Here is a 15,200-nt window from a genome sequence, read left to right on the forward strand (position 1 = left end):
CGGGGCGTGCTGGGTGCGCGGGTAAGCGGTATGAAGCTTACTTCTTGAGCAGCCCCTTCACGTGCTCGACGTATTTGTCGGGTCCGCCTTCCTGATAGCCGGTGCGGGCAACTTCGCGACCCTTGGAGTTGAGCAGGATGATGGTCGGGAAGCCTTCAATCTGGTATTCCTTTTGGGCCTTCTCATTCTGTTCCTTCTCCTTCGCGGGCAGCTCCTTCTTACGCGGGTAGTCCAGCTCGACCATGATCAGGTTCTTCTTCGCGTATTCCTGGAAGGAGGCCTGATCGAAGACTTCCTTCTTCAGTTTGATGCACCAGCCGCACCAGTCAGAGCCGGTGAAGTCCAGAAGGATGTCCTTCTTCTCCTCCTTGGCGCGCTTCTTGGCCAATTCAAGATCGGTCTCCCACTTGAAGACGTCCTTGTCAGCGGCGGCGTCTTCCTTCGGCGCGGCTTGGCCGGCCACGAATTTCTGGTCCTCATCGCTGAGCTTGGAGAGGGCGATCTTCACCGTGGTGCCGCCGGCCTTGCGGATGATGACCTGCCCTCCCTCCACCTTCAGGAAGTCACCTTCGAGGGTGCGTTCGGAGCCGGCTTCCTTCCACGCCCGGGCTTGCAGGGTGGTGGGTAGGACGATGGAAATCAGGGATATGAGGCAAAGTGCGGGAGTTTTCATAAGCGACTTGTTCAGATTCTATAAGCGGCACCGAAGCATGTTTTTTCTAATATTTCAAACGTGAGTATTTGACGCCGCTTACTGGTAATCCGGCAATTCCGGTGAGATGTCTTGAGGGCTGACGCCGCCCTTGCCCCGCCGCCCGCCGCCGCCTAGAACCCCTGCCGCCATGTCCATCGATCCGCTGCTCCAATTGCTCCGCCGCAAGGCCCGCCACTCGCACCAGGAACTCGCCGAGCTGCTGTCCCTGACCGAGGACGAGGTCCGATCCCGGATCGCCGCTTGGGAAAAAAACGGCACAATCCTAGGTTATCAGGCCGTCGTGGATGCCGAGCAGGCGGGCGACGACGACGTGTCCGCCTTCATCGAAGTGAAGGTCACGCCGGAACGCGGCGGTGGCTTCGATCGTCTGGCAATGCGCATCGCGCGTTTCGAGCAAGTGGTGAGTTGCTACCTGGCCAGCGGCGGCTACGACCTGATGGTCGTGGTGGAAGGCACTGACCTGCGCGAGGTGGCCCGTTTTGTCTCCGAAAAGCTCAGCAGTATGGAGGGCGTGATTTCGACCGCTACCCATTTCCGCCTGAAAACTTATAAGGAGAACGGCTTCCTCTTCGAGGAGCAAGGCGGCCCCGAGCGCTTGGCGGTGTCTCCTTGATGGAGATTGAGCCAAGACTTGAGATCCCAAGGTGTGGCAGGAGCGAGTTTGAGGCCCTCTACAATGAGAGGGCTTTGGAAGAGTCGTGGCGTCCCTGCAAGGTAGAGGCGAACGCGCCTTGATCCCTGCCTGTCCTGCAGGTTTGGAGTCCGCTACCGCGAATCCCGGGCTTCCGTCATGTTGCCATTTTTCTCGGAAATTTCTCTAAGAGGAAATCGGGATGGGCGTTGCCAGTCAGAATCAATCTATCCCCAGCACGCCCCTTTCAATGATCCACTATCCCGCTCTGCGCCCCCTCCGCGACGTCCTGCTCGTCGCAGCGCTTTTCACTGCCCCCCTTGCTGCCCAGAACAGCCCTGAAACCAAGAAGGAAGAGGCCAAGCCCGAGAAGAAGCAAGAAGCTGAGCACTTGGAAGATGTGGTCGTGGCCGAAACCGCCTCCCGGGTGGTGGAGAAGATCAAAGACGTCCCTCAGACGGTCCGGGTCATTGACTCCGAGGATATCGAGCGCCGCCAGCCCACCCTGCCGATCGAGATGCTCAAGGAGCAGCCCGGGATCTGGGCACCGAATGTGGCGGCCCAGGGCTCGCCGATCTTGCGCGGCCAGATGGGCAACCGCGTGATCTACCTGTGGGATGGCGTGCGCATTAACAACGGCGCGCTCTTCAGCGGACCGAACGGCTTCTTCAACCAGTTCCCCGTGGGGGCCGTCGACCGCATGGAGGTCGTGCTCGGCTCTGGCTCGGTGCAGTATGGCAGCGATGCCATCGGCGGGGTGATCAACGTCTTCTCGAAGCCTGCGACCTTCTCCGGGAACCCCCTGATCGGAGGTGCAGTGTACGGGCGCTACAATAGCAACAACGACGAGAACACCGAGACCTTCGATTTCCACGCCGGCAATTCAACGGTGGCATTCTCCGGCGGCATCACCCGTCAGGAGGTTTCCGACTATCACGGCCCCGACTTCGGTGCGGCTGATCCCTCCGGCTTCAATGCGCTGGGTGGCTATGCCAACTTTGCGTGGCGGCCCACTCAGGACCAATTGCTCCACATCGGCTGGATCTACAATGACCGTGAGGACGTGGATAGCTACGTCCAGTCCAAGCTCAATTCCAGCGGCGTGCCGCGGATCTTCGGCCCCAGCGAGCGCCGCGGCATCGGCAAGATCGACTACACCCTGAGCAATCTGGGCGAGTGGAGTGATGAGCTGAAGGCTTACGGTTACTACCACTTCTACGATGCGCTCCGCGACCGACGCGTGGAGAATACCAAGACCTTCTCGAACACCCGCCGCGACCAAGACCAGGATGTGTGGGGGATTGGCTTGCAGAATGCCAAGGAGTGGGGGCCAGTGCGCCTCATCGCTGGCGTGGACTATCGCGATGAAGACCTCGCATCGCGCCAGGCGCTCTACACGGTCACGAAGGCCACGGGTGCGCTGAAGCTCACCGAGCCGGCGGGGAATACGCCGGATGGCGGCTACGACGTCTTCGACACCTTTGCCACGCTGAATTGGCGGCCGGTCCAGAGATGGCTGATCACCGGCGGCCTGCGCTATGAGAACAGCCACATCCAATCCGAGCCGGAGCTCTTGGACGTGATCCCGAATGCTGGCTACACCATCAATGACCTCCGGATGGACAAGAGCTGGGATTCCGTCACCTGGAACCTCGGCACGATTTACGACATCAACAGCGAATTCAGTTGGGCCGCGAATGTGGGCAGCGGCTTCCGCGCGCCGACCTATTCGGATGTGCTGAGTGCTGGCACGCCGGTCTTCTCCAGCCGCATCGCCTCCGTGCCGGCACCGGGCGTGGATCCGGAGCGCAGCATCACGATCGAGACAGGGCCGCGCTACAATTCCGAATGCTTCGCCGCTTCACTCACCGGTTACTACACGCACCTGACCGATGTGGTAGGCAGCGTGGAGTCCGGCACCGTGACGATTCCGGGGCAGGGGACCTTCGTGGCCTCGCGCAATGCGAACATCGGCAGCGGCTACGTGGCCGGCGTGGAGACGGCTGTGGCCTGGCGCTTTGCGGAAGGCTGGACCGCCTTCGGCAATGGCACCTACCTGCGTGGCGAGGATACCACCGCGAACGACCCCTATCGTTTCATCCCACCGCTCAATGGCACGGTCGGCCTGCGCTACGAATCGCCCTCCGGCAAGTGGTGGGCGGAAATCGTGGAAGTCATGGCCGCCAAGCTCGACCGCCATTCGATCCGCGATGAGCAGGACTCCGGTTTCTCGACCGATCCCGGCCTGGGCTCGCCGAATACCACGACCAATTTGCCGCTGCGTGCCGACTTCAGCATCCCGGGCTTCGCCGTGACGAACATTCGCGGCGGGATGAAGGTGTGGGAGCGGCCTGAGAGCACGCTGGACCTCACACTGGATCTGAACAATGTGCTCGACGCCCATTACCGCGAGGCCTATTCGCAGCAACAGCGTGAGGCCCCCGGCTTTGGTGCAGCCATCGGTGCCCGGCTTGGTTTCTGATCGATGAGACGCTTCCTATTCGCCGCGCTCTGGCTTTGCCTGCTGTCCATGATCACCCGGGCGGATCCCGCCCGGGTGGCTTTCCTGGACGTGTGGGACCGGTCCATGCCGCAACTGCATGACGCCTGCCAGGATGCTGGGCTGAACGCGTCCTTTTACCGTACGCCGCAGTTTACCAAGCTGACGGAGGCGGAGATCGGGGCCTTCTCGGTGGTGCTGGTGTTGAATATCGACGACACGGAGTCGCCGAAGCTCACCGGGCTGCTCAAGAATGCCGCAGCGGCGAATCCCAAGCAGCTGGTGATTCCCCTGGATACCCGCAGCAGCCACGTGGATCTGGAGAAGGCGGGCCTGCTGAAGAAGGATGATGCCGTGGTCTCCTATTGGAAGCCGAATGGCACGACGAATATCCGGCGGATGATCGCCTACGTGGAGAACACCTACCTGGGTGTGCCGCGCAAGGTCGAGCCACCGGTGATGATCCCGGAGTCCGGCTTCTACGATCCTTCCCAAGAGGAGGCCTTCGAGACCATCGATGCTTACCGCGCCTTCAAGAAATCGAAGGGCCGCTGGCAAGATGGCCAGCCCTCCGCGGTGATGGTGATCCAGCAATCCTTCTGGATTACCCGTGACCTCAAGGTGGTGGATGCGCAGATCACGGCGCTGGAAAAAGCCGGGCTGAATGCCGTGGTCATCTTCGGCGATCATGGTGACAAGGTTGGCCAGCTCGTCGCTTCTTCGAAGCCGGACGTGCTGATCGAAGATCGCCACGGCTCGACCTGGGAGAGCAATGCGATCCTCAAGCAACTGGATGTGCCTTACTTGCGGCCAATCTCGATGCTCGGCTCGACGGTCGCGGAGTGGCAGGCGAACCCGATGGGTCTCACGCCGAAGGACATCGGCATGTTCATGTCGCTGCAGGAATCCTGGGGCACCATCGAGCCGGTGGTGGTTGGAGGGCTGAAGGCGAACATCCAGGGCTTCCGCCTGCATGAGCCGATCCCCGAGCGAGTGGAGACCTTCGCGGCGCGCGCCGCACGCTGGGCAGCCCTGCATGCCAAGAAGAATGCAGAGAAGAAGCTCGCGCTGATCTACTACAACAAGAGCTTGGGCCAGGACGACTTCATGCGTGGTAGCCCGACAGGGGCTTTCCTCGATGGACCGGAGAGCATGGTCCGCTTCCTGCCGGAGATGCAGAAGGCCGGCTATGCGGTGAAGGATTTGCCCGCGACCTCTGCGGAGCTGATCGACCGCATCCGCCATGGCGGCCGCAATCTGGGTCCTTGGGCGCAGGGTGATCTGGAAAAACAGGCGGACGAGGCGGATCCGGTGCTGGTGCCGCTGTCCACTTACAAACGCTGGTTCGAGGAGCGGCTTTCACCGGAAAGCCAGAAGGCGGTGATCGAAAAGCACGGCCCGCCACCGGGAAAACTGATGGTGGTGCAGCGCAATGGTGAGCCGCAGATCGTGCTGCCGCGCTTGAAGCTCGGCAACGTGATCTTGATGCCGCAGCCGGAACGCGCAGAGAAGCAGGACGACAAGCTGCTGCACTCGCGCGACCTGCCTCCGCCGCACAATTACCTGGCCTTCTACTGGTGGCTGGACCGCGAGTATAAGGCGGATGCGATCGTCCACTGGGGCACGCACGGTTCGCTGGAGCTGCTGCCAGGCAAGGAGACCGGCCTTTCGGCGGACAGTTGGAGCGACATCTGCGTGGGCAAACTGCCGGTGATCGACCTGTGGATCACCGATAACCTCGGCGAGTCGACCTTGGCGCGCCGCCGCTCCTATGCGCTGCTCTCCGATCATTTGCCACCGGCGACGGTGGGTGCAGGCTTGGGCGACAAGTTCAAGAATCTCCACGAGGAGATCCACAAGTTCAACACGCTCGACAAAAACCTCCTGCGCGAGGAATTCCGCAAGAACATCACCAAGCTGGCCGAGGCCGAGCATCTCGACGAAACCGCAAGCCCTGGCCGGAAGCTCGGCCAAGAGCCACTGGATGATGCGGCGATCCGCAAGTTGGACGATCACCTGCACGAACTCTACGAGGCACAGACGCCGGTGCGCCTGCATGTGCTGGGTGAGCCGCCGCTGGAGCAGGACCGCATGCCCTATCTGGTCTCGATTCTGGGCAAGGACTTCCTCGATCATTATGCGAAGTCGATTGGAGAGACTGAGTCCGTGCGCGACGGTCACCAACAAGAACTGCGCGACAAGGCGGCCGCTTTTCTAACAGAGTCGCTGAAGGAGGTATCGTCAGGGAAGCCCGTGCCGCCGGGACTGGAGAAGGATGTGGAGCTGGCGCGCACGACGCTCGCGAAGCTGATGAACGGCCGGGTGGAAGTGGATGGCCTCTTGCACGCACTCGCCGGTGGTTATCTGGAAGCCGGCCCGGGACCCGAGCCGATCCGCAACCCGGCGACGCTGCCCACCGGTCGGAATCTCTACTCGCTCAATCCCGAGGAAATCCCCACGCGCCCGGCATGGGAAGTGGCGCGCCAACTCGTCGGCCAGCTGCTGGCGACCCGCAAGCCGGAGAAGATTGGCATCGACCTGAACGGCATGGACACCATGCGCGACTTCGGCGTGATGGAGGGGCAAATCCTCTTTCTGTTGGGCGTGAAGCCGGTCTGGAACAGTGCCAATCAGGTGATCGATGTAGAGCTGATCCCGGCGGAAGAACTGGGCCGTCCGCGCGTCGATGTCTTCATCGCCATGGGCGGGATGTACAAGGAGAACTTCCCCTCGCGCGTGAAGCTGCTCGACAAGGCGGTGAAGCTCGCCGCCGAGGCGAAGGAGACCGACAATCCCGTGCGCGCGCACTCGGATGCAATGCGCTCACGCCTTGCGGGGAAGGGCTTTACCGCGGAGGACGCAGGGAAGTTCTCGGTGGCGCGCATCTTTGGCACCAAGCCGGGCAATGTCAGTGGCACGAATATCCTCTACCTCGTGCCGCGCTCCGGCGTGTGGGACAACGATGATCAGATCACCAGCGTCTACATGGACAACATGAGCTACGTCTACAGCGGCGATGCCTGGGGTCGCAAGGTGGACGGACTCTATGAGGAAGCGATGCAAGGCACCGATACGCTGCTGCGGGTCTGGGCCTCGAACATGACCAGCCAGCTCTCCAACCACCACGCCTACGAGTACCTCGGTGGCCTGAGCATGGCGGTGAAGAAGGTGACCGGAAAGGAGCCCGCCGCCTTCATCTCCGACGTGCGGGATCCGAACGGCGCGCGCATCCGCGATTTCAACGAAGTGCTGGCGGCGAACTTTCAGGCCGAGTTGCTCAATCGCAAGTGGATCGAAGGCATGAAGGGCAACGGCTATGCCGGTGCCGGGCACATTTCGGAGCTGGTGAAGAACACCTTCGGCTGGTCGGTCACACGGCCGGGGAGTGTGGGGCAGGGTACTTGGAACGACATCTACGAGACCTACATCCGCGATCGCGAGAAGCTGGATATGGACAAGTTTTTCGAGGAGGTTTCACCGCACGCCCTGCAGGAGATAGCGGCCACGCTGCTGGAGTCCGCGCGCAAAGGCGTGTGGGAAGCGACTCCCGAGCAGATTGCCGAGCTGGCGCGGGTCTACGGCGAATCCGTGGCGAAGCACGGCGAGTCCGGCGGCCTGGTCGGCGGCGGGAATGAGCACCTGCGCGACTACGCCAGCCAATCGCTGGTCTCGACCGGCGGCGCGCGCGGTGCGGAGTTGGCACAAGCGCTGAAGGAGAAGGCAGCCGAATCCGCCGCTGCGCCCGGCCCGGACAAAGTGGCGGGCCAGAAGCTGGAGCAGGTGAAGCAAACTCCTGAATCGCAAGTAAAGCCGCAGCCGCAGCCGCCTGCGCCACGTCCGATTTGGGAATATGCGGCCTTGGCGGCTTGCGTGCTCCTGCTTATCGGTGGCTTCGCTTTCAAGTCCGGCATGCCATGATGGAATCCCTTCAGAACGCCCTCTATCAGATCTCGAATGCCCTGCTCGTGCCGACACTGGTCGCGTTGCTCGGCTTGGGGGCTTGGACCCTGTGGCTGAGCGGCGGGGCGATCCGCGAAGTCTTCTCGCGGGGCAGCGTGCGCCGGACCTTTGCCAGGGCACGGAAGGATCTGCCCGGGGCATTGGGTCATCTCAAGACCTGCCCTCACGGCCTGCCAGCGCGTTTCGCGATGCTGGATGCCGCCTATCCCGGCCAGCGTGACAAGGTGGTGGAGGATCTGGAAATGACGGTGGCCGCCAGCTTGTCGAAGCTCACTTGGATCACCCGCATTGCGCCGATGCTTGGCCTGATGTGCACCTTGATTCCCCTGGGGCCCGCCTTGACCGGGCTTGCTTCCGGCGACATGCGCTTGCTCTCTGGCAATCTGGTGGTCGCTTTCACCGCTACCGTGATCGGCGTGTTAATCGGCTGTATGGCCTACACCGTGAACACGGTGCGCCGGAACTGGTATGACCGGGATATGAGCGACCTGGAGCACGTGCTCGCACCCCAAGCCTCCGAAACGCAGCCATGAGGAAGAAGCGCAGCCAACGCCGCTGGCACCATGGCGCCGACGAGGACCCCGGCGGGGGGTTGCTCAATCTCTTCGACGTCTGGATCGCCTTCGCGGTGGCCCTGCTGCTGGCGATCGTGAGCTACGGCAATCTCGCGAAGAAGCAGGATGCCTCGCTCGCAAAATCCCAAGGTGATCCCGGAATGGAAACCGTGCCCGAGCAGGGGGCGACCCTCGAACGCTACCGCAGCAGCGAGGAGAGTTCCGGCGGCGAAGGGCAGCGGCTCGGCACAGCGTATCGCCTTAGATCCGGCGAAGTCATCTACGTGCCCGACAAGACGGAAGCCTCGCGCTGAGCGCCTGGGACAGAAGTCTGGAAAGCAGCGTGCTGAACGCTTGGCAGTCTCAGCTTGAAAAGTTACGGAACGGTTATGTCCAAGCTCTCGATCCGGAAATGCGGTGAGGAAGAGTTCCTGGCCCTCTACAACGAAAGGGACTTCAATCCCTTGGATTCCGCCAAACAGTCGGCGGAGGACTTCAGCGCTGAGTTCTGGGGGCTTATCGAGAATCTCGAACTGGTTTTGTCGGATGGCTTCTCCTCCTATGACTCGGGTGCGGATGAGGGTGACTACACCCTTTACGATGGGCACAATTCGACCCGCTTCATCGACCTTGCCTTTGAGAACGATAGGTATCTGGACCGCGATCTTTGTGTCCGGTTGCAGAAGCTGTTAGGCGCGCAAAAGGAGCCTTGGATGATCTGCCTGTGGTTCACCAACTTCTTGTTCGTCACCGCGGACGCGGTGATCGTTTACGAGGAAGATGCTCATGCCCTTGAAGAGTGGTGGCGCGCCTGCGAGGCCGATGAGATCCAAGCTTGAGTGAGGGTGGACCCCAGGTGCTCATTGCTTCAAAGCTGGCGAAAAAGGAAAACCCGCCCGGGACGAATCCCGGGCGGGTGCCATGTCCTAAAAAGGCCGTCACCAAGGAAGCGGAACTGCTTTCTCAAGGCTGGGCGGGAACATACAGCTCCGATCCCTTTGCAAGGACTGTACTGGAGTTTAGGTTCAGGCCATTCAGGGCATTAAGTTTCGCGATGCTTGTGCCGTGTGCTGCGGCAAAGTCCGCGAGATCGGTATTCTCCTCGATGGCGATCGTGTGGATACGCGGGCCATTGGAAGCCGGCGCTGGGGCCGGGGAAGGAGCGGGAGTTTCGGAAGCGACCGGCGTCTTCGCGGCGGTCTCAGCAGCAGCGTGCTTCGGAGCTTCGCTGGTCTTCGCAGCTGTTTCGCTGCTCTTCTCAGCCGCCGGCTTCGGAGCTGGTGCTGGAGCCTTAGGGCTTTCCGCAGCGGGCTTGCTGGCAGCCGTCTTCGGCGTGCTGGCTGCCGGCTTGGATGAAGAAGACTTCGCGACCGGAGCAGGCGTATCCGCCGGCTTCTCGATGTTGATGACCTGACCGGTGTGCAGGGCAGTAGCCTTGACGCCAGGATTGGCAGATTGGAGAGCCTCGGCGCCGATCCGGTAATGGCGGGCGATGCTGTAGAAGGTTTCTCCGTCCTTCACCGTGTGCTTGCTGCGACTCGGTGCGGCCGGCTTGGTGGATGCTTCGGCGACAGCGGCAACCTCCGACTTCTCGGACTTGGTGGAAGCGACAGCCTCGGTCTTCTCCGGCAGGCGCAAGCGTTGACCGGCACGGATCGGATAGGGCTTCTTGAGATCGTTGAGCTTCGCGATAGCCTCAGGAGTGGTGCCGTGGCGCTTGGCCAGCTTCACCAGAGTGTCACCGTCGCGGACGATACCGTAGGCGTCGGTGCTCTCCTTTTCCGGGGCCTTGGTCTGCGCGGCAGGGGTGACCACTGCCTTGGCGTCTTCCTTCTTGGCGACCGGAGCCTCTTGAGTGGCCGGGGTCTTGGAGGCGGTGTTGACCAGCGACTTCAGGCGAGAGTTCTCCTCCTCGAGCTGGCGAATCTGGCGCTCATACTCCTGGCAACGGCTCTGGAGAAGATCCATCTGCGAAGCGGCGCCCTTGGCGAGCGGCGCGGTGCAGAGAATGGCGGCGAGAATCGGTAGTGCTCTCATGACGTGCTCGAAGATTTTCAAAAAATCTGAAGCCTCTCAAGTAAAATTTAAGAATACTTAATATTTAGGTTCTAAGTGCTTCTCGGTGAGGAGGGGATTTTCGAAGAGCGGCAGGGAGAGGGTAGAGCTCTAAATTCCGGCTGTTCATCCTCAGGCTGGCTTCAGAGGCTCGGGCATGGCCGAGCCCGTCATCCAAGCCCGCAATCTCCACCGCAGCTACCGCATCGGGGCGAAGAGCATCGAAGTCCTGCACGGGGTCGATCTCACGATCGAGCGCGGCGAGCGGGTCTTCCTATGCGGGCCCAGCGGGGCGGGCAAGACGACGCTGCTCTACACCCTGGCCGGTCTGGAGCGACCGCAGCAGGGAAGCGTGCACATCGACGGCATGGATCTCTATTCGTTGGGGCCGAAGAAGCAGGCGGCCTTCCGGAATGCGAAGATCGGCTACATCTTCCAGAACTACCTGCTGCTGCCGGAACTGACCGCGCTGGAAAACGTGCTGGTGCCCGGAGCGATCGGCGGGGTGGATGCGGATGATGCAGCGCGTGCGGCGCTCGCACGGGTGGGCTTGGCGGATCGCGCCGAGCACTTGCCAGCGGAGCTCTCCGGTGGCGAGCAGCAGCGCGTGGCAATCGCGCGGGCGCTGGTGAATCATCCGCCGGTGCTGTTTGCGGATGAGCCGACGGGGAATCTCGACTCGCGGAACAGCAAGGAGGTGATGGACCTGCTGTTAGGCCTCGCGGCGGAGAGCGACACGACCTTGGTGGTGGTGACGCATGATGAGCACCTGGCGACCTTGGGGGACCGCAGGCTGCTGATCAAGGACGGGAGCATGACCGACTATCTCTTCGAGGAGGGAGAGGCGGAGGATGGGGCATGCCTAAGGTGCGGGGGGACGGGTCGAGAGCCGGTGGCGTGAGGCTTTGCTAGAGCGACAAAAGGCGGGCATGAGTGTCCGCTGTCCACAGGGCTGGGGGTGAGGTGGGCAGCAATTATTGCTTCGTCCGCACACGGCGTGTGCGGGCTACCTCATCCCGCGATCTTCAGCCACAGCCACATCGCGGTGTAGGCCACGGCGAAGGAAGCGGGGAGGGTGAGAACCCAGGCGCCCAGGATCTTCTTCACAATGCCCATGTCGATCGCGCTGAAGCGCTTGGTCGCGCCGACGCCCATGATGGCAGTGGTGATGGCGTGGGTAGTGGAGACGGTCATCCCCAGCTTGCCAGTAACGGCGAGCAGGGTAGCGGCGGTCGTCTCCGCGGCGAAGCCGTGGACCGGCTGTAGCTTCACCATCTTGTGACCCATGGTCTTGATGATGCGCCAGCCACCGGCGGAGGTGCCGGCAGCCATGGTCAAGGCGCAGACCACCTTGATCCAGACCGGAACGTCGGGGGCGAGTTCGCGGACCTTGGTGGCCATCGCCTTGAGCGGCGGCTTGCCGTCCTTGGCAGCCTTGTCGCCCTCGGACTTCAGGGTCTTGGGCCAGTCGGTGACCTTGACCGCGACCATCTCACCGATGATCGGCAGCTTCGGCAAAATGCGTGCGTTCTCATGGGCGACGTTGGCCTCGTAGTCCTTCTTCACATCGCCACGGCTGCGGGCGGCACCGGCTTCATCGCCGAGCGATTGATGGACCTCCGCGGCGAGGGAGAGGAAAGCCTCGCGGAATTCACCAGAGCGCATCTTGAAGCCCTCCGTCTCCAGGGCGGCGGCGGTTTCCTGGGTGTGCTGGCCGGCGATCACGGTGCCGAGGAGCTGCTCCGCCACCGGGGTCTTCTCCATCTTCAGGAAGTGGAGGAAGTCCGGCAGATGGTTGAATGAACCGGCGGTGGTGGCGGTGACCAGCGCGAGGGTGATGATGCCCATGGTCTTCTGCGCATCCGCCAAGCCGTGTGCGAAGCCCATGTAGCTGGCGCTGAAGATCTGGGCGCGGCCGAAGAAGCGGTTCACCCACATCGGGCGGGCATTGCGCAGCAGGGCGTAGAGCAGCGTCATGACGAGGAAGCCGCCGACGAGCCCGATCACTGGCGAGCCCATCATGGGTACCAGCACCTTGTTCCACACGCCGTCCCTGTTGATCGCGCCGAAGTTGTTCTGGGCATTCGCCACGGTGGCACCGCAGAGGCCGCCGACCAAGGCGTGGGTGGAGCTGGAAGGCAGGCCCAGCCACCAGGTGAGGAGATTCCAGACGATCCCACCGAAAAGCGCGCAGATGATGGTCTGCGAGTTCACGAACTGCGAATCCACCAAGCCGGACGAGACCGTCTTGGCCACCGCATGGCCAATCAGCGCACCGACCAGATTGGTGCAGGCCGCCAGCATGATCGCCTGGCGTGGCGTGAGCACCTTGGTGGAGACCACCGTGGCGATCGAGTTCGCGGTATCGTGGAAGCCGTTGACGAACTCGAAGGCCAGCGCGATGAGAATGACGACAAGGATAAGCGTCATGGATGGCGCTTCAGGAGTTCTTGTAGGCGATCTGTTTGGCCACGTTGCCGACGTCGCGGCAGCGGTCGAAGACCTTCTCTAGCAGGTCATTGAGATTTGAGATGATAAGCACTAGCAGCACATCATACTTGCCGCTGTAGAGATCCCGCAGCGAGTCCACGATCAAGCGGTCGGCCTCGCCCTCGATCTGCTGCATCCGGTCGTTGAGTTCCTTCATCTTCACGATGTCCATGCCCTTGCGGAGCGCGTGGATCATCTGCACCACCAGCGAGGTCGCCTCATCAAGCATGACTGCCTGGCGGGTGAAGTCTGTCTGCTTCACGCGGTCCTGGGAGATCTGGTAGCGTTCGGCGAATTTCTCGACCGTCTTCGGGATCTTGTAGAGGGCGGTGGTCAGGGCCTCGATGTCCTCGCGCTCCAGCGCGGTCACGAAGGTCTTTACGAGCAGGTCATTGATCTCCTGGGTGATTGCTTTGTCCTTCTTGCGGAGTTCCGCGAACTTCTCGAGCGAGGGCTCCTGCTCGTGGCGCAGGACCTGGGTCAGGTCCACGATGCTGTTGCGCGCCTCCTCGGCGCTCGCGGTGAGCAGGTCGAAAAAGCGGTCCTCTTTGCCGAACAGGCGTTGGATGGAGATCATGAAGAAAGGTTTCCGTGGGGATATGTGGCGAAAACGTCACACGTGGCAAGCCGCGCTGATCGATTTCCCTGACACATTGCGGCCGTCGCCCCGAGAGACTTGACTGGGCGCGGGACCTTTACAAGCCGCCATGCCACTGCTAACCGAAGCCCCGCCGCGGAAACGGCCCGAGACCCCGCCGATGACGCAAGACGCCCCCAAGACGCCAGCCGCCGACTCGACCGCACCCGCGGGGATCCCGGCGATTCAGGTGAAGGGCGTGGATTTCTCCTACGGGGACAAGCAGGTGCTCAAGAATGTCACGCTGGACGTCCCTCAAAATCAGGTAGTTGCCTTCATTGGTCCCTCCGGCTGCGGCAAGACCACCTTGCTGCGCTGCTTCAACCGGATGAACGATCTCGTTCCCGGCGCACGGGTGACCAAGGGCTCTATCATCATCGAGGGCGCGAATATCGCCGACAAGTCGATCGACCCGGTGCAGCTCCGCCGCCACGTCGGCATGGTTTTCCAGAAGTACAATCCCTTTCCCCGCAGCATCTACGAGAACGTGGCCTATGGCCCGCGGACCCTCGGCGAGAGAAAAAAGGCCGCGCTGGATGAGATCGTGGAGAAGTCCCTGCGCCGCGCCGCCCTCTGGGACGAGGTGAAGGACCGCCTGGACGACATTGCCACCGGACTCTCCGGCGGCCAGCAGCAGCGCCTCTGCATCGCCCGGACCATCGCGGTGGATCCGGAGATCATCCTGATGGATGAGCCTTGCTCGGCTCTCGATCCAATCGCCACGGCGCACGTCGAGGACCTGATTTTCAGCCTGAAGGATCACTACACGATCGTGATCGTGACCCACAACATGCAGCAGGCGACGCGGGTTTCCGACCGCACTGCTTTCTTCTACCTGGGGGAGGTGGTAGAATACGACACCACCCGCAAGATCTTCGAAAACCCCGTCCAGAAGCGCACCCTCGACTACATCAGCGGCCGTTTCGGCTGAATCCCTCTCCATGCACTCGGATACCCCACATATTTTGCGCGAGTTCGATCAAGCCTTCGCCTCCTTGAGAAACGAGGTCATCGCCATGGCCGGACAGGCCCGGCTGAATCTGGAGCGCGCCATGCAGGGTCTGCTGCAGCGCGATCTGGAGCGCTGCAAGGCGGCGATCGCCGATGACGATGAAGTCGACGAAGCCGAGCTGCGGATCGACCGCATCGGCATGGAGACCCTGGTGCGCTTCCACCCGGTGGCCAGCGACCTGCGCCTGGTGATCACCACCATGAAGTGCGCCGCGAACCTCGAGCGGGTCTCCGACCATGCTACGAACATCGCCAAGCGCGCCCGCAAGATGCTCTCCCGCTCCGAGTGTGCGGAAGTTGCCTTCCTGGAGCCGCTCTATGCGCTGGCCGACCAGCAGCTCCGCGACGCGATGTCCGCCTACACGGACCGCAATGCCGAGCTCGGCGCGTCCCTGCAGCTCCGCGACAAGGACCTGGACAAGATGCACAAGCGCCTGATCGCGACCTTTACCGCCCGTCTGGAAGAGGGTGGGGAGCGCGCGGAGGACTACCTCCACCTGGTCTTCGTGGCCCGCTCGCTGGAGCGCATCGGCGACCTCGCGAAGAACATTGGCGAGGACGCGGTGTATCTGGACCAGGCGCGCGACATCCGGCACGACAAGCAGAACCGGCCACCGGTATCGGACGAGGTGCGGGCGGAGTGAGCG

General features: G+C 62.1%; 13 protein-coding genes. 9 read left to right on the forward strand and 4 right to left on the reverse strand.

Annotated elements, in window-relative coordinates; all coding sequences use genetic code 11:
- Nucleotides 1-37: 37 nt before the first annotated feature.
- A complete protein-coding gene (locus tag BV071_RS32285; protein WP_052572735.1) occupies nt 38-673 on the reverse strand; it encodes a thioredoxin family protein in 636 nt (211 codons plus the stop codon).
- Between the two features lie 169 nt (nt 674-842).
- Here BV071_RS32285 and BV071_RS01335 point away from each other — a divergent pair, with 169 nt between their 5' ends.
- From BV071_RS01335 to BV071_RS01360, 6 genes are all read left to right on the forward strand, one after another.
- A complete protein-coding gene (locus tag BV071_RS01335; RefSeq protein WP_035601108.1) occupies nt 843-1,328 on the forward strand; it encodes an Lrp/AsnC family transcriptional regulator in 486 nt (161 codons plus the stop codon).
- 268 nt (nt 1,329-1,596) lie between these two features.
- Complete coding sequence (locus tag BV071_RS01340) at nt 1,597-3,828, forward strand: TonB-dependent receptor (protein ID WP_052572736.1); 2,232 nt, start codon at nt 1,597-1,599, stop codon at nt 3,826-3,828.
- Nucleotides 3,829-3,831: 3 nt separating this feature from the next.
- Nucleotides 3,832-7,764 (forward strand): cobaltochelatase subunit CobN, encoded by a 3,933-nt coding sequence (locus BV071_RS01345; protein WP_081885709.1) that lies wholly within the window; start codon nt 3,832-3,834, stop codon nt 7,762-7,764.
- The gene (locus BV071_RS01350) at nt 7,761-8,339 is read left to right on the forward strand and encodes a MotA/TolQ/ExbB proton channel family protein (protein ID WP_035601110.1); all 579 of its coding nucleotides are present in this window, start codon (nt 7,761-7,763) and stop codon (nt 8,337-8,339) included. Before BV071_RS01345 ends, BV071_RS01350 begins: the two co-directional genes overlap by 4 nt.
- Nucleotides 8,336-8,674, forward strand: a complete 339-nt coding sequence (locus tag BV071_RS01355; RefSeq protein ID WP_035601111.1) for a DUF2149 domain-containing protein — start codon at nt 8,336-8,338, stop codon at nt 8,672-8,674. The genes BV071_RS01350 and BV071_RS01355 overlap by 4 nt, the downstream gene beginning before the upstream one ends.
- Before the next feature lie 75 nt (nt 8,675-8,749).
- Nucleotides 8,750-9,199: a hypothetical protein gene (locus tag BV071_RS01360; RefSeq protein ID WP_035601113.1), complete on the forward strand. Its 450-nt coding sequence runs from the start codon at nt 8,750-8,752 to the stop codon at nt 9,197-9,199.
- Nucleotides 9,200-9,323: 124 nt separating this feature from the next.
- Here the strand turns inward: BV071_RS01360 and BV071_RS32290 are convergent, their stop codons facing one another.
- Nucleotides 9,324-10,397, reverse strand: a complete 1,074-nt coding sequence (locus BV071_RS32290) for a LysM peptidoglycan-binding domain-containing protein (RefSeq protein WP_265593927.1) — start codon at nt 10,395-10,397, stop codon at nt 9,324-9,326.
- 175 nt (nt 10,398-10,572) lie between these two features.
- On the opposite strand from BV071_RS32290, the gene BV071_RS01370 reads away from it, so the two are divergent.
- Entirely contained in the window at nt 10,573-11,316 is a 744-nt protein-coding gene (locus BV071_RS01370; protein WP_075090820.1) for an ABC transporter ATP-binding protein, read from the forward strand.
- A 110-nt stretch (nt 11,317-11,426) separates the two neighbouring features.
- Here BV071_RS01370 and BV071_RS32295 read toward each other — a convergent pair whose 3' ends face one another.
- Both BV071_RS32295 and BV071_RS01380 read right to left on the reverse strand, forming a co-directional pair.
- Nucleotides 11,427-12,845, reverse strand: a complete 1,419-nt coding sequence (locus BV071_RS32295) for an inorganic phosphate transporter (protein ID WP_052572739.1) — start codon at nt 12,843-12,845, stop codon at nt 11,427-11,429.
- 10 nt (nt 12,846-12,855) lie between these two features.
- On the reverse strand, nt 12,856-13,482 hold the full coding sequence (locus tag BV071_RS01380; RefSeq protein ID WP_035601115.1) for a hypothetical protein: 627 nt from the start codon (nt 13,480-13,482) through the stop codon (nt 12,856-12,858).
- Nucleotides 13,483-13,663: 181 nt separating this feature from the next.
- Here BV071_RS01380 and pstB point away from each other — a divergent pair, with 181 nt between their 5' ends.
- On the forward strand, nt 13,664-14,473 hold the full coding sequence (gene pstB / locus BV071_RS01385) for a phosphate ABC transporter ATP-binding protein PstB (protein WP_052572740.1): 810 nt from the start codon (nt 13,664-13,666) through the stop codon (nt 14,471-14,473).
- A 10-nt stretch (nt 14,474-14,483) separates the two neighbouring features.
- Nucleotides 14,484-15,197 carry a phosphate signaling complex protein PhoU gene (gene phoU / locus BV071_RS01390; RefSeq protein WP_081885710.1) on the forward strand — a complete coding sequence of 238 codons (714 nt, stop codon included), beginning with the start codon at nt 14,484-14,486 and terminating at the stop codon, nt 15,195-15,197.
- Nucleotides 15,198-15,200 lie beyond the last annotated feature (3 nt).

It is taken from the genome of Haloferula sp. BvORR071, from assembly GCF_000739615.1.
GTDB lineage: Bacteria > Verrucomicrobiota > Verrucomicrobiia > Verrucomicrobiales > Akkermansiaceae > Haloferula.

Bases quoted from the DNA above. Each gene is read 5' to 3' on its own strand.
- BV071_RS32285 (WP_052572735.1), bottom strand. From the start codon at position 673: ATGAAAACTCCCGCACTTTGCCTCATATCCCTGATTTCCATCGTCCTA.
- BV071_RS01335 (WP_035601108.1), top strand. From the start codon at position 843: ATGTCCATCGATCCGCTGCTCCAATTGCTCCGCCGCAAGGCCCGCCAC.
- BV071_RS01340 (WP_052572736.1), top strand. From the start codon at position 1,597: ATGATCCACTATCCCGCTCTGCGCCCCCTCCGCGACGTCCTGCTCGTC.
- BV071_RS01345 (WP_081885709.1), top strand. From the start codon at position 3,832: ATGAGACGCTTCCTATTCGCCGCGCTCTGGCTTTGCCTGCTGTCCATG.
- BV071_RS01350 (WP_035601110.1), top strand. From the start codon at position 7,761: ATGATGGAATCCCTTCAGAACGCCCTCTATCAGATCTCGAATGCCCTG.
- BV071_RS01355 (WP_035601111.1), top strand. From the start codon at position 8,336: ATGAGGAAGAAGCGCAGCCAACGCCGCTGGCACCATGGCGCCGACGAG.
- BV071_RS01360 (WP_035601113.1), top strand. From the start codon at position 8,750: ATGTCCAAGCTCTCGATCCGGAAATGCGGTGAGGAAGAGTTCCTGGCC.
- BV071_RS32290 (WP_265593927.1), bottom strand. From the start codon at position 10,397: ATGAGAGCACTACCGATTCTCGCCGCCATTCTCTGCACCGCGCCGCTC.
- BV071_RS01370 (WP_075090820.1), top strand. From the start codon at position 10,573: ATGGCCGAGCCCGTCATCCAAGCCCGCAATCTCCACCGCAGCTACCGC.
- BV071_RS32295 (WP_052572739.1), bottom strand. From the start codon at position 12,845: ATGACGCTTATCCTTGTCGTCATTCTCATCGCGCTGGCCTTCGAGTTC.
- BV071_RS01380 (WP_035601115.1), bottom strand. From the start codon at position 13,482: ATGATCTCCATCCAACGCCTGTTCGGCAAAGAGGACCGCTTTTTCGAC.
- pstB (WP_052572740.1), top strand. From the start codon at position 13,664: ATGACGCAAGACGCCCCCAAGACGCCAGCCGCCGACTCGACCGCACCC.
- phoU (WP_081885710.1), top strand. From the start codon at position 14,484: ATGCACTCGGATACCCCACATATTTTGCGCGAGTTCGATCAAGCCTTC.